The following is a 25653-nucleotide window of genomic DNA, read 5'->3' as shown; positions in this document are numbered from 1 at the left end:
AAATATAAAGGGTTAAACGATGAAAGCAGCGCGGTCAGCAAAACCAATTATGATGCCAGATTCTTGGCGCGATATTCCATGGGGGGAATATTATCGCATGGCTATCGAACTGCGTTTACAAAATTGGTGGCCAAAAATGTATGGCTTTCATTTATTAAAACTCGGTCAACTCAGTGCCGAACTGGATACCAAATTAAGTATCGTTTCACATCAAGTCAATGTGACATCTAATAAAATAAATGCTGATGTTATTGCCTCTTTAGATTATTTACCCTTTGAAAATAAATCGATTGATGTTTGTCTTATGGCGCATGTGCTTGATTATAGTGCAGATCCCCATTGGCTATTACGAGAAGCAGATCGCGTTTTAATTGATGATGGCTGGATAGTATTAACGAGCTTTAACCCTATAAGTTTATTAGGATTGGGTAAATGCACACCTTTTTTACGACAAAGGCAGCCTTATTCAAGTCGTATGTTTTCACTTCGACGCCAAATTGATTGGCTAAGTGTGCTAAATTACGAAGTGATGACACAACAGAATTTCCAGATTATGCCATTTTCAAGACCAATAAAACGTGATGGCAGCCGCTATCACATCGGTGGCTGTTTAAATCTAATCATTGCACGTAAAAGAACGCTTCCTTTAACACCCACAGCCTTGAAATTTGTATTGCCACGCATGAGTGTAAAAGGTCGAGTTTTAGGCGCTACACGTAATCATCCAGAGCCATAATGCTTACTAATCTGTGGTTTTATCTTTTTGGCTTTCGATATAACCTGTGTCTTCTTGTGTAGGTGATTGAGCCGCAGTTCTTGCTAATTCATCACAACGTTCATTTTCATCATGACCTGCATGGCCTTTTACCCAATGCCATTCAATTTCATGACGAGTAATAGCACTATCTAAGCGTTTCCATAGATCGACATTAAGCACAGGGCTTTTGTCTGCTTTACGCCACTGGCGCTTTTTCCAGCTATGGATCCACTGTGTAATACCTTGTCTAACATATTGGCTATCTGTAGTCAGTGTGATTTTACAAGGGAATTTTAATGTTTCTAATGCTACGATAGCGGCAAGAAGTTCCATTCGGTTATTGGTGGTCATAAAAAAACCTTCACTTAGGGTTTTTTCATGTTGTTGATAGCGTAAAATAGCGCCATAACCACCGGGGCCAGGGTTGCCTAAGCATGAACCATCGGTGAATATTTCTACCTGCTTGTGCATAAAGGCGACTTATCCTTTTTGATTAATACGAAAAACTAACCCTAAGTCTGACATAAAAACGGATTATGAGCACTCCAATCACACGACAAATTGTACTTGATACCGAAACTACTGGTATGAATAAGCTGGGCGTTCATTATGAAGGTCATAATATCATTGAAATTGGTGCTGTAGAGGTTATCAATCGTCGATTAACAGGGCGAAATTTCCATGTTTATATTAAGCCCGAAAGATTAGTTGATCCTGAAGCGTTTGAAGTTCATGGTATTAGTGATGAGTTTTTAGAAGATTGTCCTTCTTTTGCTGATATCGCTGACGAGTTTTTAGAATATATTCGTGGCGCCGAGCTGATCATTCATAACGCATCGTTCGATATTGGTTTTATGGACTATGAGTTTAGAAAACTTAACCGTGATATTCCGCCTACTGAAACGTTCTGCCAAATTACCGATAGCCTTGCAATGGCAAGGGCATTATTTCCCGGTAAGCGAAATAACCTTGATGCCTTATGTGATAGATACTTAATAGATAACTCTAAACGTACTCTTCACGGCGCGTTATTGGATGCTGAAATACTTTCTGATGTCTATTTGGCAATGACCGGTGGACAAACAGCATTAGCATTTTCAATGGAAGGTGAATCAAATAACGAGCAAGAGCAAAATGATATCCAGCGTATCGAGCGCCCTGTTTCAGGATTAAGAGTAATAAGAGCAACCGCAGAAGAACTTGCTGAGCATGAGTCTCGATTAGATTTAGTTGAGAAAAAAGGCGGGCATTGTTTGTGGCGTCCTGCATCAAATGATGAGGCTGTTTGAATATAAAAAATGCAGAAATGGTTAACTGAGATTAAAAACTATCCAAATGCATCTTTTTGTTAGAAAAACAGTTGACGACAAGGCAAGAGATTCGTAATATTCACCTCGTCCGAAAGGATACGCGGAGCGGTAGTTCAGTTGGTTAGAATACCTGCCTGTCACGCAGGGGGTCGCGGGTTCGAGTCCCGTCCGTTCCGCCAAATTATGACGCCATGCTATTTATTAGCATGGCGTTTTTGCTATTGAGGTTTTATCATTATGCCATACCTGCAGTATGCCACTTTTCCGACCTTCTACCCGTAAATAAGCCAAATGTTCACGTAAATCACGCTGTAATGTGTGTTCATATACATTGAATTCTTTGGGCTAAACATAAGAACACAAGGCTTTCTCCTACCATTAAGCGGGCAACTCCAGTACTGATCCCCGTTGATATCCAAACTAGCCCCAGCTAGCCAGTAACACCCTGTTTATTAGACCCGAATAGCCGTTTAATTGAATATATAAATAATTACTGGAAACCAATAAAACAGATTTTAACATTGCCTCAATTAGAAATATAAATATATTTTATGTATATGCTTCTCGGACTTGTGATTAATAACGGGGTATCTTTAATTGTTACCCTTCGAAAAATTACCGTTAAAATAATTAAAGCAATTAGAATAATAAAATAAATCATAATAACCAAGTGAACTAAAAGACTATAATAATGCAAATTATCACTTTTAATTAGATTTAATTACTCTTTTGTGGATTAATTTAAAGGATTTCCAACCTATGTAATAAAATTATTTTTCTTTTAACTTGATTGATTTTGTTTATGTAATTCCAGTAAATATGTCTTTTTACAGTTAGGGTTGTTGGTTCAACGTTAAATTATTGTTGGTTTTAATGACGGTTATATTGTATAAATACATTCATATTGCTAATGAATTTTTTTCAGGTTATACATCAATCCACATAGCGATGGTTGAATCTTCAACAAAATGAAGAGTTAGCTGAAGCAGCGAGTGAATTGAGTGCTGGGCATGTAGCGAAGGCAACAGTATTAGTGAAGCGCGGGATGGAATATATAAAACTATTCGCCCAGCAACTTGAAATCCTGACATTTATGCAGCAAAGAGGAATTTGCGTAATAAGGTGTTAAGGATCGCCATCCATTATTTTATACAGCAAGCCGACGTAGATTTTTTTGTGGACAGTTACTGATTTATCGAAACAAAGAGCCGGGAGCTAACTATGGTTGATAGAATATCAGAGCAAGAGCATCTTGATGGGGCTGATTCAAAACGTAAAAAGAGTTATAGAGTGACCACCGAAGACAGTCTATTGAATAATAGTCATCGATGTGATGCCAGAGAAATTCTTTCTGAATTTCATAAAGTTGGAAAACATTTTGTTACCCACCAAAAATTACAACAACTGGCAGTATATCGAGATGAATTAGCCCGCAATTCCGCTGGTGATTGGATGTTAAGTTTTCTCAACGTCGTCTTGGATAAATTTGATGACACTTATAGTTACCGATCTTATCTAGCACTGGATTTATTACATTGGCAGAATTACACAGAAAATAGTGCTGATTATATCGATTGGCAACTGACTATTATTACTATGGATTTAATCCGTTTTGAGCTAGAGGCATTGCGTAATAATGGCAGTTGGCTCTATGAAATGGCACCAGATCAGCGACTTGTTAATATGCGTTGCCGACGACTGATAAAGTGTATGGGAAAAGTATATCAACGAATGAATATACAGTGGGAAAATAATGAGCGGGATATGATAGCGATCTGCGACACAATTTGTTCCGCTGTGTTTTTACGCTTATCTGATAATGAAAAATTACGCTTAGAATACTCAATGATACCCGTTTATATTAATCATGATGAGTACATTTTTTTACGTATATTACAGGCTTTTGAAACATTGTTTGATTGGCTGGCCTCTTGTTTAACGGAAGTTATTGCCTTTGCTAAATCGGATCTGAAACAAGCAACTGAACTCTTGTTTCTCAGTGCTAATCGATTGAATGAAATGGCAGCACTTTTTCCATTGCTATCGACGTTGCGGGTTGATGGCTTTCATAGGTTCAGAGACTATACCGAAGGTTCTAGTGCAATCCAGTCACGCAGTTATAAAAAAGTTGAATCATTGTGTAGTAGACCTGATGCTGAAAGATTCAATTCAATAGCCTATCAAGCGGTACCGGAGGTAAGCGAGGAGATTTTATGCAACCCTGAGACGATTGATGATGTTTTTAATCTTATTCCTCAGGATAATTTGTATAAAGATGATTTTCATCAAGCGATGGAGTCGTTTGGATTAGGCATGAAAATATGGAGGCAGTCGCATTACGGTATTGCTGTAAAAATGCTGGGCGCCTCGCCAGGTACTGGCAATACTGAAGGTACTGCCTACCTTAAAGAAGTGAGAAAAATACCTATCTTTAAAAATATCTGAACAAGGTTAGTTATAACCACATTAAATGATAATCCAATTCGGAGGGATGCCTTTCATTACTAAACCCCAGCATTTATGCTGGGTTTTTTGCTTTGTAAACTTTCGCGTATTATTAAATAAGCTGTTTTCTGAAACTATTTTCTGCAAAAATAATAATGGAAAAAAATACTCAATTAACACAGAAAAAAGAAACTTTAGGCTTATTGAAAGTCAAAATACGAAAAATATATTCTTTATTGTAATAAAATTTATAAAAACCATTCTTGGAATAACCTAATTACTTATTTTCTCACTCATTTTGCTAAGGTGATAAGTAACATTTACGTTACGCTGACTTTCCCTTTTAGTTATATATGATGTAAATAAGATTTTTATTACTGAATCAGTGGGTTATCTGCTTTTTATCTTTTTTAATCTCTTATAATTCTACGTCCTTGTAACAAGTTTAGTCAGTTATTAGGTTATAATTAAAACAATACAGTATTTATTTGATTTGATGGATAATTCAGCAATGAAATTTTATCTTGATTAGTCATATCAAGCTAAGGTTTAATAGCACGCTTCTCAATTGCGCAAATCATTGTCTTTTTTGCTTTTCGTTGCGCAACAATGCGGTGGTGTAATGTTATTTTCCGCTTTGATCGTAAAAAATGCCGTGCAAATCAAAGAATTATTGCTTTAAGCTAATTACGATAGCCACCTTGGTGGATTTTTTATATTGCGGTTTTTTGCCTGCATTGAGAGAATCAGCTATCTAGATGCTTTTTATCCGACTTGGAGTAGAAAATGACCACTCGTAAAACCCTTGCTAATGCGATCCGTTTTTTAAGTATGGATGCTGTGCAAAAAGCGAAATCAGGACACCCTGGCGCCCCTATGGGTATGGCTGATATTGCAGAAGTATTATGGCGTGATTTTTTAAATCATAACCCGACTAACCCTAACTGGGCTGATCGTGACCGTTTCGTATTATCTAACGGCCACGCTTCAATGCTGATTTATAGCTTACTGCACCTGTCTGGTTATCAAGTTTCTTTAGATGATCTAAAAAACTTCCGTCAATTGCATTCTAAAACACCGGGTCACCCAGAATATGGTTATACCCCTGGTGTTGAAACAACAACGGGTCCTTTAGGTCAAGGTATTGCAAACGCAGTGGGCTTTGCTATTGCAGAACGTACATTAGCGGCTCAATTTAACCGTCCTGGTCATGACATTGTTGACCACTACACCTACGCCTTTATGGGTGATGGTTGTATGATGGAAGGTATCTCTCATGAAGCATGTTCTTTAGCTGGAACATTACAGTTAGGTAAACTGATTGCATTCTATGATGACAATGGCATCTCTATTGATGGTCAAGTGCACGGTTGGTTTACTGATAACACAGCAGAACGTTTTGACGCTTATGGCTGGCATGTCATCAGTGGCATTGATGGACACGATGCAGCAAGCATCAAAGCCGCGGTTGAAGAAGCAAAACAAATTACTGACAAGCCTTCACTGTTGATTTGTAAAACCACTATCGGTTTTGGTTCCCCTCATAAAGCAGGTACTGCTGATTCTCACGGTTCCCCATTAGGTGATGCAGAAATTGCTGAAACACGTAAAGCGTTAGGTTGGGAATATGGCGCATTCGAAATTCCACAAGAAATCTATAAAGAGTGGGATGCGAAAGAAGCGGGTAAAGCAAAAGAAGCTGCATGGGATGCTAAATTTGCTGCATACGCAGCACAGTTCCCTGAATTAGCGGCTGAATTCAAACGTCGTGTTTCTGGTGAATTACCCGCAAACTGGGAAAAAGATGCCAAAGCATTTATTGAAAATCTGCAACAAAATCCTTCAAGCATCGCAAGCCGCAAAGCGTCTCAAAATGCATTAGAAGCATTCGGTAAAGTATTACCAGAATTCATGGGCGGTTCTGCGGACTTAGCACCAAGTAACTTGACCATGTGGTCTGGTTCTAAAGCACTGAACGAAGACAAAGCCGGTAACTACATCCATTACGGTGTACGTGAATTTGGTATGTCTGCAATCATGAACGGTATTGCATTACATGGTGGTTTTGTTCCTTACGGCGCAACCTTCCTGATGTTTATGGAATATGCGCGTAATGCAGTGCGTATGGCTGCACTGATGAAGATCCGCAGTATCTTTGTTTATACTCATGACTCTATCGGTCTGGGTGAAGATGGCCCAACTCACCAACCAGTTGAGCAAATGGCAAGCCTGCGTGTCACTCCAAACGTGAGCACATGGCGTCCATGTGACCAAGTTGAATCAGCTGTTGCATGGAAATATGCTATTGATCGTAAAGATGGCCCTACAGCGCTGATCTTCTCTCGTCAAAATCTTGCACAACAACCACGTACTCCAGAGCAACTGGCAAATATCGAGAAGGGTGGTTACATCCTGAAAGATTGCGCTGGTACGCCTGAATTAATCTTTATTGCCACAGGTTCTGAAGTTGAATTAGCGGTTAGCGCTTATGATCAACTGACTGCTGAAGGCCGTAAAGTACGTGTTGTTTCTATGCCAGCAACAGATGCATTTGATAAGCAAGATGCAGATTACCGTGAAGCAGTGTTACCAACATCAGTGAAAGCACGTGTTGCTATCGAAGCTGGTATTGCTGACTATTGGTTCAAATATGTTGGTTTAGAAGGCGCGATTGTTGGTATGCATAGCTTCGGCGAATCTGCACCTGCAAACGAATTATTTGAAGAGTTTGGTTTTACTGTTGAAAATGTGGTCACACAGGCAAAATCTTTACTTAAATAATCAATAAATGTTAACAAGAGCACATTTTTGGGAAGAATTTCTCAGATGTGCTCTTTTTTTATCCTTCCATCTTTGTTTACTATTGCGATCTTCTCTCATTTCTCGTAATCTGATTATCAATAAGCTGAACCGTTTCAGTTAATACTAAAATGTCGGTGACTGCACAATTTCTAGATTTACTTGATTTATCGTTGTTGATTAGTATCTTGCTCTATTATTCTAAACGGTTGCAAATCACAAGTTATCAAGGAAGTCACATGACAATCAGAGTCGCGATTAACGGTTTTGGTCGTATAGGGCGTAATGTGTTAAGAGCGCTTTATGAATCAGGTAAACGAGCTGAAATAACGGTTGTTGCAATAAATGAATTGGCTGATGCACAAGGCATTGGGCATCTTCTCAAGTATGACTCTAGTCATGGACGTTTTGCTTGGGATGTACGAATTAATAACGATTTATTGCAAGTAGGTGATGATAGCATTCGTCTTTTTCATCATGCTGATATTACTGATTTACCTTGGGGTGAGCTTGGTATTGATGTTGTGCTTGATTGTAGTGGTGCTTATGGCTCTCGTGCTGATGGTGAAGCTCATATTGCACAAGGTGCAAAAAAAGTGCTCTTTTCTCATCCGGGGACAACAGATTTAGATGCAACAGTGGTTTTTGGTGTTAATCAACATGAACTTAAAAAAGAACACCGCATTGTTTCAAATGCATCTTGTACAACAAACTGTATTATTCCCATCATTAAAATGATGGATGATGCGTTTAATATAGAGTCAGGAACAGTAACAACAATCCATGCAGCCATGAACGATCAACCCGTGATTGATGCATATCATAAGGATTTACGCCGTACTCGTGCCGCAGGACAATCTATCATTCCTGTTGATACGAAATTGGCCGCAGGAATTACTCGGATTTTCCCAAAATTTAAGGATCATTTTGAGGCAATTTCTGTACGAGTTCCTACAATTAATGTGACGGCAATTGATTTAAGTATCACTGTAAAAACTGCTGTAAATGTGTTAGATGTCAATCGGTTAATTCAAAAATCAGCAACTGGCGCATTTCGTGGTATAGTGGATTACACAGAATTGCCATTAGTCTCAACTGATTTTAACCACGACCCTCATAGTGCTATCGTTGACGGCACTCAAACAAGAGTCAGTGGGCAACACCTGATCAAGACGTTAGTCTGGTGTGATAATGAATGGGGCTTTGCTAATCGTATGCTTGATACAACGTTAGCAATGGCTGCAACTGGTTTTAAATAATCATGTTTTAATGACGGTGTCGCGTAAAATACAACACACTGAACAGAAGATTACTAAATTTTAGAGAATCAATGAGAGGATTCATCATGTCTGTAATTAAGATGACCGATTTAGACCTAGCGGGTAAACGAGTTCTTATCCGTGCTGACCTGAACGTTCCAGTAAAAGATGGTAAAGTGACTTCAGATGCACGTATCCGTGCTTCTTTACCAACAATTGAAGCCGCGTTAAAACAAGGCGCTAAAGTGATGGTAACTTCTCACTTAGGCCGTCCTACCGAAGGTGAGTACAACGAAGAGTTCTCTTTAAAACCAGTTGTTGACTATCTGAAAGACAAATTAACTGCACCTGTCAGTCTTGCTAAAGACTATTTAAACGGTGTTGAAGTTAATGCCGGTGAATTAGTTGTTCTTGAAAACGTTCGTTTTAACAAAGGCGAAAAGAAAGACGACGAAACACTGTCTAAACAATACGCTGCATTATGTGATGTATTTGTAATGGATGCATTCGGTACAGCTCACCGTGCTCAAGCATCAACTCATGGTGTTGCTAAATTTGCACAAGTTGCTTGTGCTGGCCCACTGTTATCAGCAGAACTTGAAGCATTAGGTAAAGCATTAGATAAACCAGCGCGCCCAATGGTTGCAATTGTTGGTGGTTCTAAAGTTTCAACTAAACTGACTGTATTAGATTCTTTATCAAAAATCGCTGACCAATTAATCGTTGGTGGTGGTATCGCAAATACCTTTATCGCAGCAGAAGGTCACCCAGTAGGCCGTTCTTTATACGAAGCTGATCTTGTCGATGATGCTAAGAAATTAATGGAAAAATGTGATATTCCAGTACCAAGCGATGTTCGTGTTGCAACTGAATTTTCTGAAACAGCAGAAGCTGTATTGAAATCAGCAAATGATATTAAAGATGATGAACAAGTATTGGATATCGGTGATGTGACTGCTGAACGTTTAGCTGAAATTCTGAAAAATGCAAAAACTATTCTGTGGAACGGTCCGGTAGGTGTGTTTGAATTCCCTAACTTCCGTAAAGGTACAGAAATCGTTGCTAAAGCAATCGCAGATAGTGAAGCATTCTCTATCGCTGGCGGTGGTGATACGCTAGCTGCTATTGATTTATTTGATATCGCAGACAAAATCTCTTACATTTCAACCGGTGGTGGTGCTTTCTTAGAATTCGTTGAAGGCAAAAAACTTCCTGCTGTTGCAATGTTAGAAGAACGCGCTAAACAGTAATTAAGTCAGCTCATACAGGTAGAAAATTATTTTCTACCTGTTCCAAATATAGGATCTTATTACATGTCTAAAGTTTTTGATTTCGTGAAACCGGGTGTCATCACTGGTGATGATGTACAAAAAGTATTTGCAGTAGCAAAAGAAAACAAATTTGCTCTGCCTGCGGTTAACTGTGTAGGTACTGACTCAATCAATGCTGTGTTAGAAGCTGCTGCGAAAGTTCGTTCTCCTGTTATTGTACAGTTCTCTAACGGTGGTGCTGCATTTATCGCAGGTAAAGGTCTTAAATCTGATGTACCACAACAAGCCGCTATTTTAGGTGCAATTTCTGGTGCTCATCATGTGCATCAAATGGCTGAATATTATGGTGTTCCTGTTATTCTGCATACAGACCACTGTGCGAAAAAATTATTACCATGGATTGATGGTCTGTTAGATGCAGGTGAAAAACACTATGCTAAAACAGGCAAACCACTGTTCTCTTCTCATATGATTGACTTATCTGAAGAATCATTAGAAGAAAACATCGAAATCTGTGCTAAATATTTAGCGCGTATGGCTAAAATCGATATGACTTTAGAAATCGAATTAGGCTGTACTGGTGGTGAAGAAGATGGTGTTGATAATACAGGTATGGACAGTTCCGCTCTGTATACTCAACCAGAAGATGTTGCTTACGCATATGAAAAACTGAGCGCGGTAAGTCCTCGTTTCACTATCGCAGCCTCTTTCGGTAACGTTCACGGTGTTTATAAACCAGGTAACGTTCAATTAACGCCAAAAATTCTGCGTAACTCACAAGACTACGTATCACAGAAATTCAATCTGCCACACAATAGCTTAGATTTCGTTTTCCACGGCGGTTCAGGTTCTTCGGCTGAAGAAATCAAAGAAGCTGTTGATTATGGCGTTATCAAAATGAATATCGATACAGATACTCAGTGGGCAACTTGGGATGGTATCTTACAGTTCTACAAAAAGAATGAAGCCTATCTGCAAGGCCAGTTAGGTAACCCAGAAGGTGCTGATAAACCTAACAAGAAATACTACGACCCACGTAACTGGTTACGTCACGCACAATCATCTATGGTTGTTCGTTTGGAGCAAGCATTTAAAGAACTGAATTCAGTTGATGTTCTGTAATTGTTCACTCTTAATGATTAAATTAAACCCGCTTATTTGGCGGGTTTTTTTATATATCAAGAAAAGTGGAAAATCATGGTAACGCTTAAACGAAAGAATGTTTTTTATTGCAAAATAAAAGCGCCTATTAAAAGCGCTTTTATTAATATTTAATTTAGATTGAAAGATTAAGCAACTTTAACGTTTTTGCTTTCTTCTTTCATCATTCGGTTTAGTAGAGGGACTGTTGCCCACATAACCAAGCCCACAATTAAGGTTACTATGCCAATTTTACCAAATACATCGGTATAAATAGGCAAGGTTTGTAGTGGATCTGTAATACCTTCTGGTGCGGCTGTGAACGTCGCTACATAACCCCCTAACAGATAGGCTGTGGCTTGTGTTAAGAACCACATACCTAAAATAAAGCCCATCATGTATTGTGGTACGAATGCTGCAACCATTGCTAAACCTAACGCACTGATCATCAGTTCACCTAAACTCTGGAATAAGTAAACCAGAACGATAAACCAAGGAGATGTTAAGCCTTGAGCATCGGCAAACCACATACCTGATGCTGCCGCTGTAAGAAAACCTAATGAGCATAGAAGCATACCTGCGGTAAACTTCGCTGGCATTGAAAGGTCTTTACCTTTTGCGCCAAAATGACTGTAAGCGATAGCAAGGATTGGGCTAGCAACAATGATCCAGAATGGGTTTAGTGCTTGGAAGCTTACAGGGTTAATATCAAAACCTAAAAGTGTGTGATGAACGTTATGAATAGCAAAAAAGTTCAGTGAAGTTGGCATCTGAGCATACAGAATGTAGAAAACAACTGCTTCTAACATCAGAACAAATGCAACATACATTTTATTACGAGCAACTCTGTCTTTTTGTTTAAAAGCTTCACGGAAATAAATGAAAACAACAATAATGGACAGGCTGACTAAAACGATATTTGCAATCATCACGTTGTGCAGTAACCATGCACAAACAAATACCATCGCAATTGAACCAACAATAACTAATAACAGTTTGTTAAAGCTCATTGGTAAATGGTCTGGTTCAGAACCAATATTGGCAACCATTTTACGACAGAAGAAATAAACTAATAACGCCATGATCAAGCCAATACCACAGATATTATAAGTCAGTGCATATCCGTAACGTTCTGCAAGTACAGGGGCGATAGATAAAGAAATTAATGAGCCGATATTAATCGACATATAAAATAGTGTAAATGCACCATCAAGACGTGGATCTTTAGGTGGATAACATTTTGCTAATAGGCTGGCTGGGTTAGCTTTAAATAAACCATTACCTACCGCGATAGTGCCTAATGCGTAGAAAATTAAATTAGGATACATAATTGACATACCAGTCATAAAATAACCGATAGCCAAGACAATAGCACCTAAAACAATTGTTCGTTTTGTTCCTAATAAGTGGTCACCAACATAACCACCAATAGAAATAAGCCCATAAACCAGCGCAGAGAATGCACCAAAAGTAATGAAAGCCTGTTCTTGAGAGAAACCGAGTTTACTAACAAAATAAACGGCAAGAATACCTTGTACGCCGTAGTAACCAAAACGTTCCCATAATTCTACAAAGAAAATCATAAAGAATGGTTTAGGCTGTTGTAATAAACCGACTTGAGCGGGTTTATCCATATCTGTAATGCCCCTAATTATTATTTATTTTCAACAACGATGTTATTTACTCACATTCACGAGGAATGTTACACGACGGTAACATTATCTGTCGTATTTAGAGTGATGTTTGCAAATTTAAGAAGGTAATCAGCAAGTCGAGTAGACTAATATATTGATGAAATGACTTCTCAAAGGTTGATCACACTGTGGGTAAGATTAATACCAGATTGAAAAAAATATTCATTAGTTTATTTTCAAATAAAGTCATTTAATTGATTTTTTGTATAAAATATAATCAGTGAAGTTATTATTTGTTTATATTTTAATCTTAGTAAATTAAATAAAGATAAAGAGGAAAGGTGGAGAGAAAATATTTTTGATTATGTGACTGATTGATTCTAGAAAGAAATTTTTTATTATAATTAAAAAATATTCTTTTATAACAAACAGATGTTAATAAATTTTTAATAAATATCTAAAAGTTAGCTAATGCCACTCTATTAAATAAATATTCATTTAATATAAATAAATATTTAATTTTATGGTGTGATTATTGTCAATAAAAACGCCCTTATTAAAAGTGCGTTTTTATCTTGAGGTAAAATAAGTGAAATTTAAGCAGTGATGGGGACTTGTTTATTTTTAACAGAATGGAAACGACGTTTGAAATAAATAAGTCCATCACCATCTTCACGTACTGAAATAGTCTTAATTTCGGTCATATAAACAAAATGAGTACCGATTTGGCGTACATCATGAATATCACCTTCTAGGCAGGCAAGTGCATTTGTTAATACGGGTTGTTGTAATTGTCCGTTTTGCCATCCTGGTTGGGTAAAGCGATCGGCCATCGCGAGCCCTGTCATTCCGGCGAAATGACATGCCATTTCTTCTTGCTCATGATTTAATATATTGATGCTTAATTTTCCATTTTCTTGAAAAATAGAGTTCATCTGACTTTTACTGTTGATGCAAACCATTACGGTAGGTGGGTTATCAGTAACAGAACATACCGCAGTTGCTGTTAAGCCACAACAACCCGCATCGCCATTTGTTGCCACGATATTGACTGCAGCACCTAAGCTTGCCATTGCATCCCGAAAAAGTGGGTTAGCCTGTTTTTCCTCAGACATTATTTACTCCTACTGCCAGACTTCTCGTCTGTGGGCGTCTTCACTTAAAATAATTTATTAGTTAGATAACTATAAAAATCATCTAACTACTCCGCTAACAAAGTTGTAATGCTATTGCCGGTCTCTTTGTTGCGTTGTTTCAAAGCGGTAACGCTACCGCGCATGAACAAAGATAGCAATCTTTCTTTGTTACAACCCATTAACTTTATCTCAAAAACTGTGAGACAACCTTATCGCTAAGTGACATTATTCCTAATTTAGAAGTAGGATAATAGGCAAATCAGGCTACTTTTTTGTGTTGGTAAAGAGATAACACAAATTGCCAATTTATAAAAATTGTGAATAGCTCAAGATGTTGTGGAAGATGAATTTAACTCTGAAAAGGAGCATGGGTGATAAATTGCAGAAAGGGAAGAAAATTGCAAAAATTGAGTCAACTTTATTTATTTGTTACTATGAATAATTGTAACAATTAGTCTATTCTTAAAATATAGCCATTTATAAACTATAAACAGCGGTATTTTTTCACTGTCTATATTGAGTGATATTTTGTCATTTCACCTATAACACCATATAAAGAGCTTCTTGATTATGCATGAATCATTAACTATCGCGCTATTACAAGCACGGGAATCTGCGATGGGTTTTTTTCGACCTGTTCTCAAAGAGCATAATCTGACAGAACAGCAGTGGCGTATCATTCGTGTACTTGCGGATAAACGTTCTATTGATTTCCACGAATTAGCGCAAAAATCGTGTATTCTTCGACCAAGTCTAACGGGTATTCTTATTAGAATGGAAAGAGACGAGCTAATTTGTCGTTTAAAACCGATAAGTGACCAACGCAAACTTTTTGTTTCACTTTCTGCTAATGGGCAAAGTTTATACGATAAAATTCAGCCTAAAATTGAAGAAGGTTATCAATTACTTGAGCAAAAGTTTTCGACTGAAAAACTACAACGGTTATCCGGATTATTAAAAGAGCTGATTGCACTTAACTTAGATGATATTGAACAATCAGAGAAATAAATTATTTGATAAGAAAAAAAGGAGATGACATGTCATCTCCTTTTTGTTGCTATCAGCAGATAAAATTATTGCTTACCTAATACATGCAAGAAGTGAATGTGTTTTTCATACTGATCAAGAATATCGTGAATGATTTGTTCTTTCGTCCAACCCATTACATCATAATCTTGCCCACCTTCTTTTAAATGAATTTCAGCACGATAATATTTATGCTCTTCGTCTCTTTCTTCATCACTTAATCCTGCTAAAGCGAAGGCCGGTTGAGTATAAAAACGCAGGCGAACTTCATAGAAGAAATTCATGTCATCGCCTAAATCGACTTCGAAGCCAATGCGATCATCTTCTTCGTTATGGATATAGCATTGCGTTGCTTGTTTACTTAACTCAGCAGAGACCATTTCCATTGAGGGTTGAATGACTTCATCCATAAAACGTTTTACATGAGAGCGTTTAGGAAAATAGGCAATATTTCTTAAACGACGTTGCCAAGGGATTGGATTACGACTGGCTGGTGGTGCAATCGTAGTTAACTGTTGACTATCACGTTTATATACATCCACTCGCAATGCTTTTATCAGTCCATAAATAGAAGCAAGCAATACTATTGAGAAGGGGAGTGCACTTGCAATAGTTACTGTTTGTAGTGCAGTCAAACCACCCGCTAATAATAAAGTAATTGCAGAGATACCCATTAAGGCAGCCCAGAAAATACGTTGCCATACTGGCGTTTCGCTATCACCGCCAGAAGCTAAAGTATCAACAACCATAGCGCCTGAGTCTGCTGAAGTCACAAAGAAGACGATTACCATCAACATCGCAACGAAGGATAAAACAGACGAGAATGGAAAATAATTTAAGAACTCAAATAAAGCCAATGACACATCTTGTTGTACGATATTGGCGAGGACTTCTGCACCTTTATCTTTGATTAAATGGATCGCAGTGTTACCAAAAACGGTCATCCAAAGTAAAGTGAAGCCAGCAGGAACAAACAGGACACCGACAACAAACTCACGAATAGTTCGGCCTCGAGAAATGCGGGCAATAAACATCCCTACAAATGGAGACCATGATAACCACCAACCCCAATAAAGCAGTGTCCATCCCCCTAACCAATCACTCGATTTGGGTTCATATGCGTAAAGATTAAAGGTTTTACTGACAATTTCGGATAGATATCCCCCCGTATTTTCAACAAATGATTTTAATATCAATACGGTTGGGCCGAGAGTAATGACTAATAAAAGAAGAATAACCGCCAATCCTAAGTTAAGTTCAGATAAAAAGCGGATCCCTTTCTCTAGCCCAGATACAACAGAAATGGTTGCAAGCCCTGTTATCACTACAATCAATATTACTTGAATAGTTGGATTAATTGGTACATTAAAGAGGTGATTTAAACCCGCATTAACTTGCAGAACACCAAAGCCAAGGGAGGTTGCGACACCAAATACGGTTCCCATCACAGCGAAAATATCAACAGCATGACCAATTGGGCCATATATGCGATCACCAATAATTGGATAAAGTGCAGAGCGTAGTGTTAACGGTAAACCATGGCGATAAGAGAAGAAAGCTAAGATCAATGCGACAATGGCGTAAATTGCCCATGCATGTAATCCCCAGTGGAAAAAGGTTAATCGCATCGCTTCTTTCGCGGCTTCTACGGTTTGAGCTTCACCAGTCGGAGGCATTAGGTAATGCATAACAGGTTCGGCAACACCAAAGAACATTAAGCCGATCCCCATACCTGCTGAAAAGAGCATGGCAAACCAAGCAAAGTAACTAAAGTGAGGGCGAGCATGATCTGGCCCTAACTTGATTTCACCAAAGCGGGAAAGCCCTAAATAAGTCACACTCAGCAAAACCAATGCAACGGCTAGAATGTAGAACCAGCTCGCGTTTCTGAAGAGATTTTCCTGAAGATGACCTAATTTATCATTAGCTAACTCAGGAAATAACGCAGAGAAACCAACGACCAGTAAAATTAACAACGCTGATGTATAAAAAACGGGAGGATTAATTTTCATCCTAACTTTTTTTTGAGGGGTTATATCGTTTTGTTGACTCATAGTTAACCTATTTATAGTTATTTTCTTAGAAAGAGACTTTTCGCTACCCATTATCTGATTGCTTGCATTACCAGAAAAGAAAAGTTCATAAGAAAATTTGAATAAAACACAAAATTGGACAAATGTTTTATAAAAGAACGGAAGTAAATTATTTTTTCCGCAAGATGAAGAAAAATACAATTAAATCAATTTATTAATAACTTTATATTCTAGATGCTTTCGCTCTTTAATAGGTTTCTCCTGTTGAAAAAAGGAGAACATGGTTACATTTTTTGCTTAAACGATCAACCCTTGGCTTTTTTTTATACAAAAAAAGCCAGTGAAAGTTCACTGGCTCTCAATTCATCAAAAAAACTGAAATCGGATTATTTGTTTTCAGTTTTTAAATCATCAATTTTTTGTTTGGCTTGATCAGTTAATTGATCAGCTTTATCAATTGCTTTATTTTCAGTCTCTTGAGCTTGTTGTTTTACATCATCGCTGGTTTTTGACGCGTCACCTTTCAGTTGATCAATCTTTTTATCTGTTTCTTGCATCAGGTTATCTGCTGTTTTGCTCGCATCTTGTTTTAGCTCTGCGGCTTTTTCAGATAATTTATTACTTTCAGCTTCTAGACTTTGCTTTATTTCTTCAGCTTTGTTAGCACTCGCATCTTTTAGCTCATCGGTTTTTTGTGAAATGCTCTCTTTTAGGGTATCTGTTTTTTCATCAGCTTGCGCTTTTAACTCAGCGGCTTTTTGTTCAGCTTTATCTTTTAGCTCTTGAGCTTGTTGTGTCAATTCATCTGATTTTGCTGATGCATTTTCTTTCAAGTCGGCAGCTTTATCTTTGGCTTGTTCAGTCAATTCATTGGCTTTATCTTGCGCTGTTTCAGTGACTTGAGTAGCGGTTTCTTTTGCTTTATCAATGCTATCATCGACTTTCTTAGATGAATCATCACAACCTGCTGTAATGGTGACAAGACCCGCTAGAACCAATGAAGTAAGTAGTTTTTTATTCATTTTTTTCTCCAAAATGTGAGTTTAAAAACAATTCAGTGAAATCCCGCGTAAGAACTAGAAAAGGCGAGAAGCTATTGAGTTCTGAATCTGAATAAGATATTACGGATAAGCTATCCTAATAAGTATAGTATGAGTCTTAAAATCAACAAATCTAAGTATATTAAGTGTTTTTTCTTAGTCAAATATCATCAAAAATAATTTAAATTTTTATCTAGGTGAGATTTTCTGCTTTATAATAAGTGCAGAAGTTATTGGAAATGTGAGACAAAAATGGAATATTACTTTCTGGTTATTATTAAATTTATTATTGGTTTTACTATCATATTAGCCCATATGAATTTATCGGGTAAAACACAACTCTCTCAATTAACACCTATTGATTTTATTGGCAATTTTGTCCTTGGTGGCATTATGGGAGGGGTAATTTATACCGATGCAATCCCTCTTTATCAATATATTATCGTCTTTTTAATTGGTGTCTGTTTTATCTCTTTGCTTAATTATATTAGTAAGCGATTCAATTTTTTCCGTGCGGTAACGATTGGTAATCCTATTCCTATTATAAAGAATGGCGAGTTTATAATGGAAAACATCATGGAGAAAAAGAATAAAATAGACATTTTAAACATAACGTCTCGTCTTCATGCTCAAGGTATTCATTCGTTTCAAGAGGTAAATTATGCGCAAATTGAACCTGATGGACAAATTACGGTAGTGTGTGACGGTGCTAAAATGCCGTCCTTGATAGTGATGAAAGATGGCGTTATCCGTACTTCAGAATTAGTACAAATAGAAAAAGATGAAGCATGGTTACAAGAAGAAATGAAAAACCAGCATATTGATAAGCCTGAAGATGTTTTTTTAGCTGAATTTTGGGATGGGAAAGTGAATTTTATTTTGCAAGATGGCAAGATAAAACGTACCGCACCACTGCAGAATAATTAACTAAAATACAAATCGATGATTAGGTGAATGCTGTAGAGTAACAATGGCGACATAATGTCGCTATTGTTACTTTCTAGTCGTAGAACTATAACTTAAACACGGCAAAATCAGACGCAATTTCAGTATGGCTAAAAACGTGTTGGCATTCATTGAGTAACTCAACGCAGTCTTCGGGTAAATAGCGGCTACTAAGATGGGTAATAATCAACTTTTTGACATTAGCGTCTTTTGCTAATGTTGCAGCTTGTACTGTTGTTGAATGCCCGCGACTATTTGCTTGTTCTGCCATTTCATGCTTAAACGTTGCTTCATGCACAATGACATCTGCATTATTCGCTAGTTTTAATGCATCCGGAGTGGGTTGTGTATCACCAAAAATAGCAATACAGCGTCCTTTTATTTCAGGGCCGATATACTCTTGACCATCAATAACTCTTCCATCGGGCAACGTAATAGTTTTGCCTTGTTTTAACTCTTGTAACCAAGGGCCTGTTGGAATATTTTCAGCTTTTAGCTTCTGGGCATCGAGTTTACCGGGGCTATTTTCTTCTTCTAAGCGATAGCCAAAACAAGGTACTGGATGAGAAAGCGCTTCACAACTGACTTTCATTCCTTCTTCTTCAAACAGAAAACCTGCTTCGTCAATCTCAATAATATTAATAGGGTAAGTTAAATAGGATTGACTTAATGTCAGCGCTGTTTCTATAAAAGCTTTTATACCCGTAGGGCCATACACTGTTAAAAGTGTTTCTGTTCCTCCCATTGAGCGACTACAAAGTAATCCTGGTAAACCAAAAATATGATCGCCATGCAAATGGGTAATAAAAATTTTATTTAAACGCGGTAGTTTCACGCGGGTATGCAGTATCTGATGTTGTGTCGCTTCACCACAATCGAACATCCACATGCTTTTTTGTTTATTTTGTAAATCGAGCACCATGCTTGTGACATTCCGATCCTTAGACGGAACACCAGCATTAGTGCCTAAAAAAATGAGCTCCATAATGAAATATTATTCTCCATGTTGAATTTGTTCCCAGCTTAAATCAAATTTCGCAAGGTATTTGCGTAGGCGATCGGCATCGTTGGGCTGTTTTTTATTTTGTCTTGATACTGCGAAAAGTTTTCTACCAGCTTCTGAGAGAGTTGATGATTGCTGGCAAATTTTGATAACCGTATTCAGTTGGCTGAGATCGAAAAGATCGATATTCGGATCTTTTAATAAAGAAGAAGTTATTCCCCAATTTTGTCTTAAACGGCTAATTTCTTCCTCAACAAGTGCTAGAGTAATACGACCATTTTCGGCAAGTGTTGCCATTCGCGTTATACTAGCACTAAGTTCACGAAAATTACCACGCCATAATGCCTGTTCAGATGTGGCAAACCGAATATAGTGAGATTTCGCATCAGAGTTAAAACGGATCACCTTTTGATGGCGTTTTGTAAAGTGATGCAATTCATAATCGATATTAGGCTCAATATCCTCTTTACGATCGGCTAGACCAGGTAGTGAAAAAGACCATAAGTTGATCCTTGCATAGAGATCTTCACGAAAAAGTCCTTTTGCAATTTGCTTGTCCATATCACGATGTGTTCCTGCGATTAGCTGAAAATCACTTTGTACCTCAGTATCTGAGCCATAAGGATAAAAAGATTTTTCTTCTATTGCTTTAAGTAGCATCGCTTGCTCATCAAGCCCTAATTCTGCAATTTCATCAAGAAATAAAATCCCTTTATCAGCTTCTCTTAATAAGCCTTGTCTGGCTTGTAATGCCCCTGTAAATGCACCTTTTACATGTCCAAATAAAGTGGACATCGCATTGTCTCCTCGCAAAGTGGCACAGTTAACAGCGATAAAACGTCCTTTTACAAAATGGCGTGATTGTCGTAATTCATAAATACGCTGAGCAAGAAATGATTTTCCTGCACCAGTGGGGCCAGTTAATAGAATAGGAGCAAAAGAGCGCAATGCGACTCGTTCAATCTGAGCAATTAAAGTATTGAAGCATTCATTACGTGTGGCAATCCCCGATTTTAAAAAAGAGAGTGACTCATTATGGTAGTGCTCAAACCGGCTCGTTAATTTTGTATAACGGCTTAAATCAAGGTCAATAATGGCATAACTGCCCGTAGCTGACTGTATGGTTTTCACACCGTCTTTATTTTCTATTTTAGATGTGGGTGAGGTTTGTAATAGTTTTGCTGGCAAGTAGTGTGCTTCTGTCAGTAGAAACCAACAAATTTGAGCAATATGTGTTCCCGTTGTGATATGCACATAATATTCTTCATTTTCAGTATCAAATGGATAATTCACGGCAAAATCAAGAAAATGGCTGTAAACCTCTTCAAGATCCCACGGATCACAAATATCAATTTCATAAGGCCACACCTCTGTATCAGGTGAAATGGTATGAATATCTTCAGTGATCTTTGACGCTAACATTGAATCATTAGGCTGGTGGATCATCACTAATCGGCTAACAGGAAAATCCTTTTGATGACAAATGGAAATTGTTGGGCGCCATGAATTCCACCTTTTATGGCTTTTACCTCTTTTATCTAATGTTGTGCCTAAAACACCAATTACTACTTTGCGTTTCATTAAGTTATCCCACTTATTTTTTATCTATTTTTATAAATATATAGATAAAAAGATAGTGTTCTGTTGTTTTTAATTTAATGGGTAAATATCTAAAAATAACACTAAAAATAATTTAATTAATAAAAACAATTAATTAAAAATATTTTTGGTATTTTTTAAAACTTGGCACGATATTGGCAATGTTATTACTGTCTTGAGCAGATTTTAAATCTGGTAGGCACATAAAGAACACTCTGCAATGTTATCTAAATGTGTTCCTCCACATCGAGACTCTGTAGGTGAAGAGGGTTATTTTCAGGTTCGATTCCTGACACCAAAACCATTACAAATCCAAATGTAAAATTAAATAAAAAAATCGTTGTGACAGCTGTACCGTCACCTTACTTATCCACCAGCAACTGAGCTGGATTGATAGCAGAAGAAGAGACAAACAAAGTATCGTTCCTCTCTTGTTTTCCTTTCAGTTTCGCAAAGCTTGCCCGTGGAAAAGTAAGTCACGATAAATTGCACTATATAAAGAAGAATAAAAGAAGAAGGAACGAAAAATGATAAAAACAACAATAGTGGTAAAACAGGGGCAGTTAGCACTTTTAAAGAAAAAAGATGAATACATTGATGTGCTAACAGCAGGTGAACATAAGTTTTTTGATTTTTGGCGTCAGCTCAGTGTAGATCTCTTCCCTTTAAATGGGGGGGCATTAGAAAGCGAGAAAGCCGAATTTTTACGTCAATATTATCCTAAATGGGTAGCTGAGTATGGTTTTGATATTGTGTTATCGGATGAAGAGATTGGCCTTTTATATGAAAACGGCTCTTTAAAAGAGATCTTAGCACCAGGAACACGACGTTTATATTGGCGTTATGCCGACCGTTCTCTAGAAATAGTATCTATCGATGAACTTGAAGTATCTTCAATGTTGATGAAAAAACTCCAGCATCCTAAATTACGAAATCAAGTCATAAAAGGAAGTGAAGGGATCCTCAATGTAGATATTCCTGCTTGGCATAATGGTGTTATTCGGATCAATGGGGAAACACAAGCGTTATTGCCACCGGGATTAAAAGGCTATTGGCGTTATCAGCATAAAGTGGATGTTGAAGTAGTCGATATGCGTTTACAAACACTGGATGTGAGTGGACAGGAGATCTTAACAAAAGACAAAGTAACACTGCGTATTAATTTATCGGCTAACTGGCGTTATAGCGACGTACTTTTAGCATATCAACAATTGGCTTCACCATTGGAGTTTTTATATAAAGAGTTGCAATTTGCTTTACGCGAAGCAGTAGGAACAAGAACGCTGGATGAATTATTAGAAAATAAAAGCCTGATAGATAGTTTAGTCAGTGAAAAAATCAGTGAAGTCACTCAAGGATATGGTATTGAAGTGGCTTCATTAGGGGTAAAAGATATTGTTTTACCGGGTGAAATGAAAACGATTTTAGCGCAAGTGGTTGAGGCAGAAAAATCAGCTCAGGCTAATGTTATTCGTCGAAGAGAAGAAACATCCGCAACGCGTTCTCTATTAAATACGGCAAAAGTGATGGAAAACAATCCTGTAGCCTTACGGTTAAAAGAGCTAGAAACCGTAGAACGTATTGCAGAACGTATTGATAAGATTTCTGTTTATGGCGGTTTAGACCAAGTATTAAACAGGTTAGTACAAATTAAAGGAGCATAAGCATGATATTGGATCACCAAATAGTAAAAGAAGCAGGGACTGCTGAAATTAAAATGTGGACAAATGGTGTGCCTGTTGAGGCTGATGCTCTAAAGCAGCTTATCAATACCGCTAAGATGCCTTTTATTTTTAAACATATGGCGGTCATGCCTGATGTTCACTTAGGCAAAGGTTCAACAATAGGCAGTGTTATCCCAACCAAAGGTGCGATTATTCCGGCAGCTGTTGGTGTGGATATCGGTTGTGGAATGATAGCGGTGAAAACATCATTACACGCAAATGATCTGCCTGATAATTTATTTGCCATAAGAACGGCAATAGAAAGAGCAGTACCTCATGGAAGAACAAGTTATCAATCAGGGAACGATCGTGGTTCATGGAAGAACCCGCCTAAACTTGTTGATCAGCATTGGCAACAACTTGAAGGGCGTTTTAAGGTGTTAACTGATAAGTACCCACGTTTGCGAAATACGAATAACTATCGTCATCTTGGAACATTAGGAACAGGGAATCACTTTATCGAGTTGTGCCTTGATGAATCAGATAATGTTTGGGTCATGTTACATAGTGGCTCTCGTGGCGTCGGTAATGCTATCGGTACGCTATTTATACAAATGGCACAAGAAGATATGAGGGAACATATCGCTAACTTGCCGGATAGAAACTTAGCATATTTAAGAGAAGGGACACTTTTCTATGATGACTATATAGAAGCCGTAGAATGGGCACAGGATTTTGCCCGACATAACCGTGAAATTATGATGGAACACGTGTTGGCGGCATTATCAACACAAATAGCTAAGCCTTTTACAACACAACAACAGGCGGTAAATTGCCACCATAATTATGTGCAAAAGGAAATGCACTTTGGTGAAGAAGTGCTGGTGACTCGAAAAGGCGCTGTTTCGGCTCAAAAAGGTGAAATGGGAATAATCCCTGGCTCAATGGGCGCTAAAAGTTTTATTGTGAGAGGAAAAGGAAATGCTGAAAGTTTCTGTTCATGTAGTCATGGTGCAGGACGCGTAATGAGTCGAACAGCAGCGAAAAAAACCTTTAGTGTTGAAGACCAAATTAGAGCAACTGCACATGTGGAATGTCGAAAAGATGAAGATGTGATTGATGAAATTCCCATGGCTTATAAGGATATTGATGTAGTTATGAAGGCGCAGTTATCACTTGTTGAGATAGTTCATACACTACGACAGGTTGTTTGTGTAAAAGGATAATGGTGTTTTTAAGGTAATTCATAACTATCCCCTAACGATAACGCTGGGGATAGTGAGATATGAAAGCGTGTGTATGGTATGCAAATGAATATAAGTTAAAGAATTAAAGTTACCTTTAAATTAAGTCATTATGTCTCGCTCAAAATTTGAACGATAAATGTTTAGTATTATTAATAAATAATTACTGATATCAAACTTATTACTAACCAATAAAGATAATCAAAAAAAGAATACCTATATTAAGTCATTTCATAATTGAAGAGTAATTATTAATAACCTATTAATATCTACAATCGCAGTTATTTATTTTAGTATAAAACAATTCCTAATTTTATTAATTATATAAAAATTAACTTTATTCTTATTGAAAAAATATAGCTTATTCTATTTAGAGTATTAATCCTCATTGTATATATTAATAAAAAAAGTAATTGTTAATTTATTGCATCCCAGATGTGAAAAAAACGTTTTGAATTACTTGCGGTATAGATAACAGTATGTGAAATATTACGATGTCCTAAATAATCTTGAATTAGACGTGTATCTCGCCCCAAATCAGCTAAGGCATAGCCACACGCATGGCGTAGCATATGAGGGTGAGGAATAATAGATACATTAGCTTTTTTACCTAAACGGCGAAGTAATCCATAAACTTGTTGACGCGAAATTGGGCCTGTTTTTTGAGATAAAAACACCCATTCAGAATCAGCTTCTCTCCATGTTTCCCGTTTTTTCAACCAGTTAACTAACGCTTCATACTCATCTTCTATAATTGGTTGTGTTGTAGATAGCCCTCCTTTCAAACGTCTGACATAGAGTATCTTACTTTCCAAATCAATATCGCTGAGGGTTAACTTACATAACTCACTAACGCGAAATCCATGTAAAAAACACATTAAAAACATGCAGTAATCTCTTTCTGGATACCGTCCTTCCTTTGCTTGTTTCAAAATAGAATTGATCTCAAAACGTGTAAGAAACTTGCGTTGCTTCATTTTTCATAACCTTTTCAATGAGATAACAAGGAACAAAAGTCAATTGTTGCATAACTATAACAAGTAATATGCATCAATAAAGGATTATATTTTTTTATGCTTTCACTTTTACTTGTTCATTTTAAACAAGTTTATCGAAAGATTATTAATTTTTGAAAAATAAAAGCCATTGATTAAAAAGTGAAAAATAAAGAAAGAGAGGAATTCAGGCATCTTTAGAGAAATAAACAGAATACACCAAATTGTTTACTATTATTCTCTGGCTTCGCACTTAAGTCAAATTTAATATTAACTATATATCTTAATTTAATTAACATATTGATATTTATCATTATTTTAAAAAATAAACATGATTGGTTACTTTGTTTAAA

General features: G+C 37.2%; 19 protein-coding genes and 1 tRNA gene. 12 read left to right on the top strand and 8 right to left on the bottom strand.

Annotated elements, in window-relative coordinates; all coding sequences use genetic code 11:
* Nucleotides 1-19: 19 nt before the first annotated feature.
* Nucleotides 20-736 (top strand): methyltransferase domain-containing protein, encoded by a 717-nt coding sequence (locus DK861_RS03255; RefSeq protein WP_109399232.1) that lies wholly within the window; start codon nt 20-22, stop codon nt 734-736.
* A gap of 6 nt (nt 737-742) precedes the next feature.
* Here DK861_RS03255 and rnhA read toward each other — a convergent pair whose 3' ends face one another.
* Complete coding sequence (gene rnhA / locus DK861_RS03250; RefSeq protein WP_072063582.1) at nt 743-1228, bottom strand: ribonuclease HI; 486 nt, start codon at nt 1226-1228, stop codon at nt 743-745.
* A 65-nt stretch (nt 1229-1293) separates the two neighbouring features.
* On the opposite strand from rnhA, the gene dnaQ reads away from it, so the two are divergent.
* The 7 genes from dnaQ (at nt 1294) to fbaA (ending at nt 10963) form a co-directional block, all read left to right on the top strand.
* Nucleotides 1294-2046 carry a DNA polymerase III subunit epsilon gene (gene dnaQ / locus DK861_RS03245; protein ID WP_006534924.1) on the top strand — a complete coding sequence of 251 codons (753 nt, stop codon included), beginning with the start codon at nt 1294-1296 and terminating at the stop codon, nt 2044-2046.
* Between the two features lie 123 nt (nt 2047-2169).
* Nucleotides 2170-2246: transfer RNA gene (locus DK861_RS03240), tRNA-Asp, on the top strand.
* 1042 nt (nt 2247-3288) lie between these two features.
* The gene (locus tag DK861_RS03235; RefSeq protein ID WP_109399231.1) at nt 3289-4512 is read left to right on the top strand and encodes a hypothetical protein; all 1224 of its coding nucleotides are present in this window, start codon (nt 3289-3291) and stop codon (nt 4510-4512) included.
* A 786-nt stretch (nt 4513-5298) separates the two neighbouring features.
* Nucleotides 5299-7293 carry a transketolase gene (tkt, locus tag DK861_RS03230; RefSeq protein WP_072063579.1) on the top strand — a complete coding sequence of 665 codons (1995 nt, stop codon included), beginning with the start codon at nt 5299-5301 and terminating at the stop codon, nt 7291-7293.
* Nucleotides 7294-7550: 257 nt separating this feature from the next.
* Complete coding sequence (gene epd, locus DK861_RS03225) at nt 7551-8570, top strand: erythrose-4-phosphate dehydrogenase (RefSeq protein ID WP_109399230.1); 1020 nt, start codon at nt 7551-7553, stop codon at nt 8568-8570.
* 86 nt (nt 8571-8656) lie between these two features.
* Nucleotides 8657-9820, top strand: a complete 1164-nt coding sequence (gene pgk / locus DK861_RS03220; protein ID WP_072063577.1) for a phosphoglycerate kinase — start codon at nt 8657-8659, stop codon at nt 9818-9820.
* Nucleotides 9821-9883: 63 nt separating this feature from the next.
* Entirely contained in the window at nt 9884-10963 is a 1080-nt protein-coding gene (fbaA, locus tag DK861_RS03215; RefSeq protein WP_006534914.1) for a class II fructose-bisphosphate aldolase, read from the top strand.
* A 167-nt stretch (nt 10964-11130) separates the two neighbouring features.
* On the opposite strand, the gene dtpB is transcribed toward fbaA, so the two are convergent.
* Together dtpB and hpaC are read right to left on the bottom strand one after the other, a co-directional pair.
* Entirely contained in the window at nt 11131-12615 is a 1485-nt protein-coding gene (dtpB, locus tag DK861_RS03210) for a dipeptide/tripeptide permease DtpB (RefSeq protein WP_006534913.1), read from the bottom strand.
* 596 nt (nt 12616-13211) lie between these two features.
* Nucleotides 13212-13730, bottom strand: a complete 519-nt coding sequence (hpaC, locus tag DK861_RS03205) for a 4-hydroxyphenylacetate 3-monooxygenase, reductase component (protein ID WP_109399229.1) — start codon at nt 13728-13730, stop codon at nt 13212-13214.
* Nucleotides 13731-14321: 591 nt separating this feature from the next.
* On the opposite strand from hpaC, the gene hpaR reads away from it, so the two are divergent.
* Nucleotides 14322-14759 (top strand): homoprotocatechuate degradation operon regulator HpaR, encoded by a 438-nt coding sequence (gene hpaR, locus DK861_RS03200; RefSeq protein ID WP_006534911.1) that lies wholly within the window; start codon nt 14322-14324, stop codon nt 14757-14759.
* 65 nt (nt 14760-14824) lie between these two features.
* On the opposite strand, the gene betT is transcribed toward hpaR, so the two are convergent.
* On the bottom strand, nt 14825-16831 hold the full coding sequence (gene betT, locus DK861_RS03195) for a choline BCCT transporter BetT (protein WP_072063574.1): 2007 nt from the start codon (nt 16829-16831) through the stop codon (nt 14825-14827).
* 365 nt (nt 16832-17196) lie between these two features.
* Complete coding sequence (locus DK861_RS03190; protein ID WP_109399228.1) at nt 17197-17832, bottom strand: hypothetical protein; 636 nt, start codon at nt 17830-17832, stop codon at nt 17197-17199.
* A 270-nt stretch (nt 17833-18102) separates the two neighbouring features.
* Between DK861_RS03190 and DK861_RS03185 the strand changes: the two genes are divergently transcribed.
* Nucleotides 18103-18777, top strand: coding sequence for a YetF domain-containing protein (locus DK861_RS03185; protein ID WP_072063573.1), 675 nt, complete (start codon nt 18103-18105; stop codon nt 18775-18777).
* Between the two features lie 85 nt (nt 18778-18862).
* Here the strand turns inward: DK861_RS03185 and rnz are convergent, their stop codons facing one another.
* On the bottom strand, nt 18863-19780 hold the full coding sequence (gene rnz, locus DK861_RS03180) for a ribonuclease Z (protein ID WP_109399227.1): 918 nt from the start codon (nt 19778-19780) through the stop codon (nt 18863-18865).
* A 9-nt stretch (nt 19781-19789) separates the two neighbouring features.
* A complete protein-coding gene (rtcR, locus tag DK861_RS03175) occupies nt 19790-21379 on the bottom strand; it encodes an RNA repair transcriptional activator RtcR (protein WP_109399226.1) in 1590 nt (529 codons plus the stop codon).
* Between the two features lie 548 nt (nt 21380-21927).
* On the opposite strand from rtcR, the gene DK861_RS03170 reads away from it, so the two are divergent.
* Both DK861_RS03170 and DK861_RS03165 read left to right on the top strand, forming a co-directional pair.
* Complete coding sequence (locus DK861_RS03170; RefSeq protein WP_109399415.1) at nt 21928-23061, top strand: slipin family protein; 1134 nt, start codon at nt 21928-21930, stop codon at nt 23059-23061.
* A 2-nt stretch (nt 23062-23063) separates the two neighbouring features.
* A complete protein-coding gene (locus DK861_RS03165) occupies nt 23064-24287 on the top strand; it encodes an RtcB family protein (protein ID WP_109399225.1) in 1224 nt (407 codons plus the stop codon).
* 434 nt (nt 24288-24721) lie between these two features.
* Here DK861_RS03165 and mrpI read toward each other — a convergent pair whose 3' ends face one another.
* Nucleotides 24722-25282: a phase variation DNA invertase MrpI gene (mrpI, locus tag DK861_RS03160; RefSeq protein WP_109399224.1), complete on the bottom strand. Its 561-nt coding sequence runs from the start codon at nt 25280-25282 to the stop codon at nt 24722-24724.
* Between the last annotated feature and the right edge of the window lie 371 nt (nt 25283-25653).

Origin of the sequence: Proteus sp. TJ1640 (assembly GCF_003144445.1) — a bacterium.
In the GTDB taxonomy this organism is placed as follows: Bacteria; Pseudomonadota; Gammaproteobacteria; order Enterobacterales; family Enterobacteriaceae; genus Proteus; species Proteus penneri.
This window is presented reverse-complemented; position numbering and strand designations above follow the sequence as displayed.

Excerpts from the sequence above, each read along its gene's own strand:
- DK861_RS03255 (WP_109399232.1), top strand. The coding sequence starts at position 20 with ATGAAAGCAGCGCGGTCAGCAAAACCAATTATGATGCCAGATTCTTGG.
- rnhA (WP_072063582.1), bottom strand. The coding sequence starts at position 1,228 with ATGCACAAGCAGGTAGAAATATTCACCGATGGTTCATGCTTAGGCAAC.
- dnaQ (WP_006534924.1), top strand. The coding sequence starts at position 1,294 with ATGAGCACTCCAATCACACGACAAATTGTACTTGATACCGAAACTACT.
- DK861_RS03235 (WP_109399231.1), top strand. The coding sequence starts at position 3,289 with ATGGTTGATAGAATATCAGAGCAAGAGCATCTTGATGGGGCTGATTCA.
- tkt (WP_072063579.1), top strand. The coding sequence starts at position 5,299 with ATGACCACTCGTAAAACCCTTGCTAATGCGATCCGTTTTTTAAGTATG.
- epd (WP_109399230.1), top strand. The coding sequence starts at position 7,551 with ATGACAATCAGAGTCGCGATTAACGGTTTTGGTCGTATAGGGCGTAAT.
- pgk (WP_072063577.1), top strand. The coding sequence starts at position 8,657 with ATGTCTGTAATTAAGATGACCGATTTAGACCTAGCGGGTAAACGAGTT.
- fbaA (WP_006534914.1), top strand. The coding sequence starts at position 9,884 with ATGTCTAAAGTTTTTGATTTCGTGAAACCGGGTGTCATCACTGGTGAT.
- dtpB (WP_006534913.1), bottom strand. The coding sequence starts at position 12,615 with ATGGATAAACCCGCTCAAGTCGGTTTATTACAACAGCCTAAACCATTC.
- hpaC (WP_109399229.1), bottom strand. The coding sequence starts at position 13,730 with ATGTCTGAGGAAAAACAGGCTAACCCACTTTTTCGGGATGCAATGGCA.
- hpaR (WP_006534911.1), top strand. The coding sequence starts at position 14,322 with ATGCATGAATCATTAACTATCGCGCTATTACAAGCACGGGAATCTGCG.
- betT (WP_072063574.1), bottom strand. The coding sequence starts at position 16,831 with ATGAGTCAACAAAACGATATAACCCCTCAAAAAAAAGTTAGGATGAAA.
- DK861_RS03190 (WP_109399228.1), bottom strand. The coding sequence starts at position 17,832 with ATGAATAAAAAACTACTTACTTCATTGGTTCTAGCGGGTCTTGTCACC.
- DK861_RS03185 (WP_072063573.1), top strand. The coding sequence starts at position 18,103 with ATGGAATATTACTTTCTGGTTATTATTAAATTTATTATTGGTTTTACT.
- rnz (WP_109399227.1), bottom strand. The coding sequence starts at position 19,780 with ATGGAGCTCATTTTTTTAGGCACTAATGCTGGTGTTCCGTCTAAGGAT.
- rtcR (WP_109399226.1), bottom strand. The coding sequence starts at position 21,379 with ATGAAACGCAAAGTAGTAATTGGTGTTTTAGGCACAACATTAGATAAA.
- DK861_RS03165 (WP_109399225.1), top strand. The coding sequence starts at position 23,064 with ATGATATTGGATCACCAAATAGTAAAAGAAGCAGGGACTGCTGAAATT.
- mrpI (WP_109399224.1), bottom strand. The coding sequence starts at position 25,282 with ATGAAGCAACGCAAGTTTCTTACACGTTTTGAGATCAATTCTATTTTG.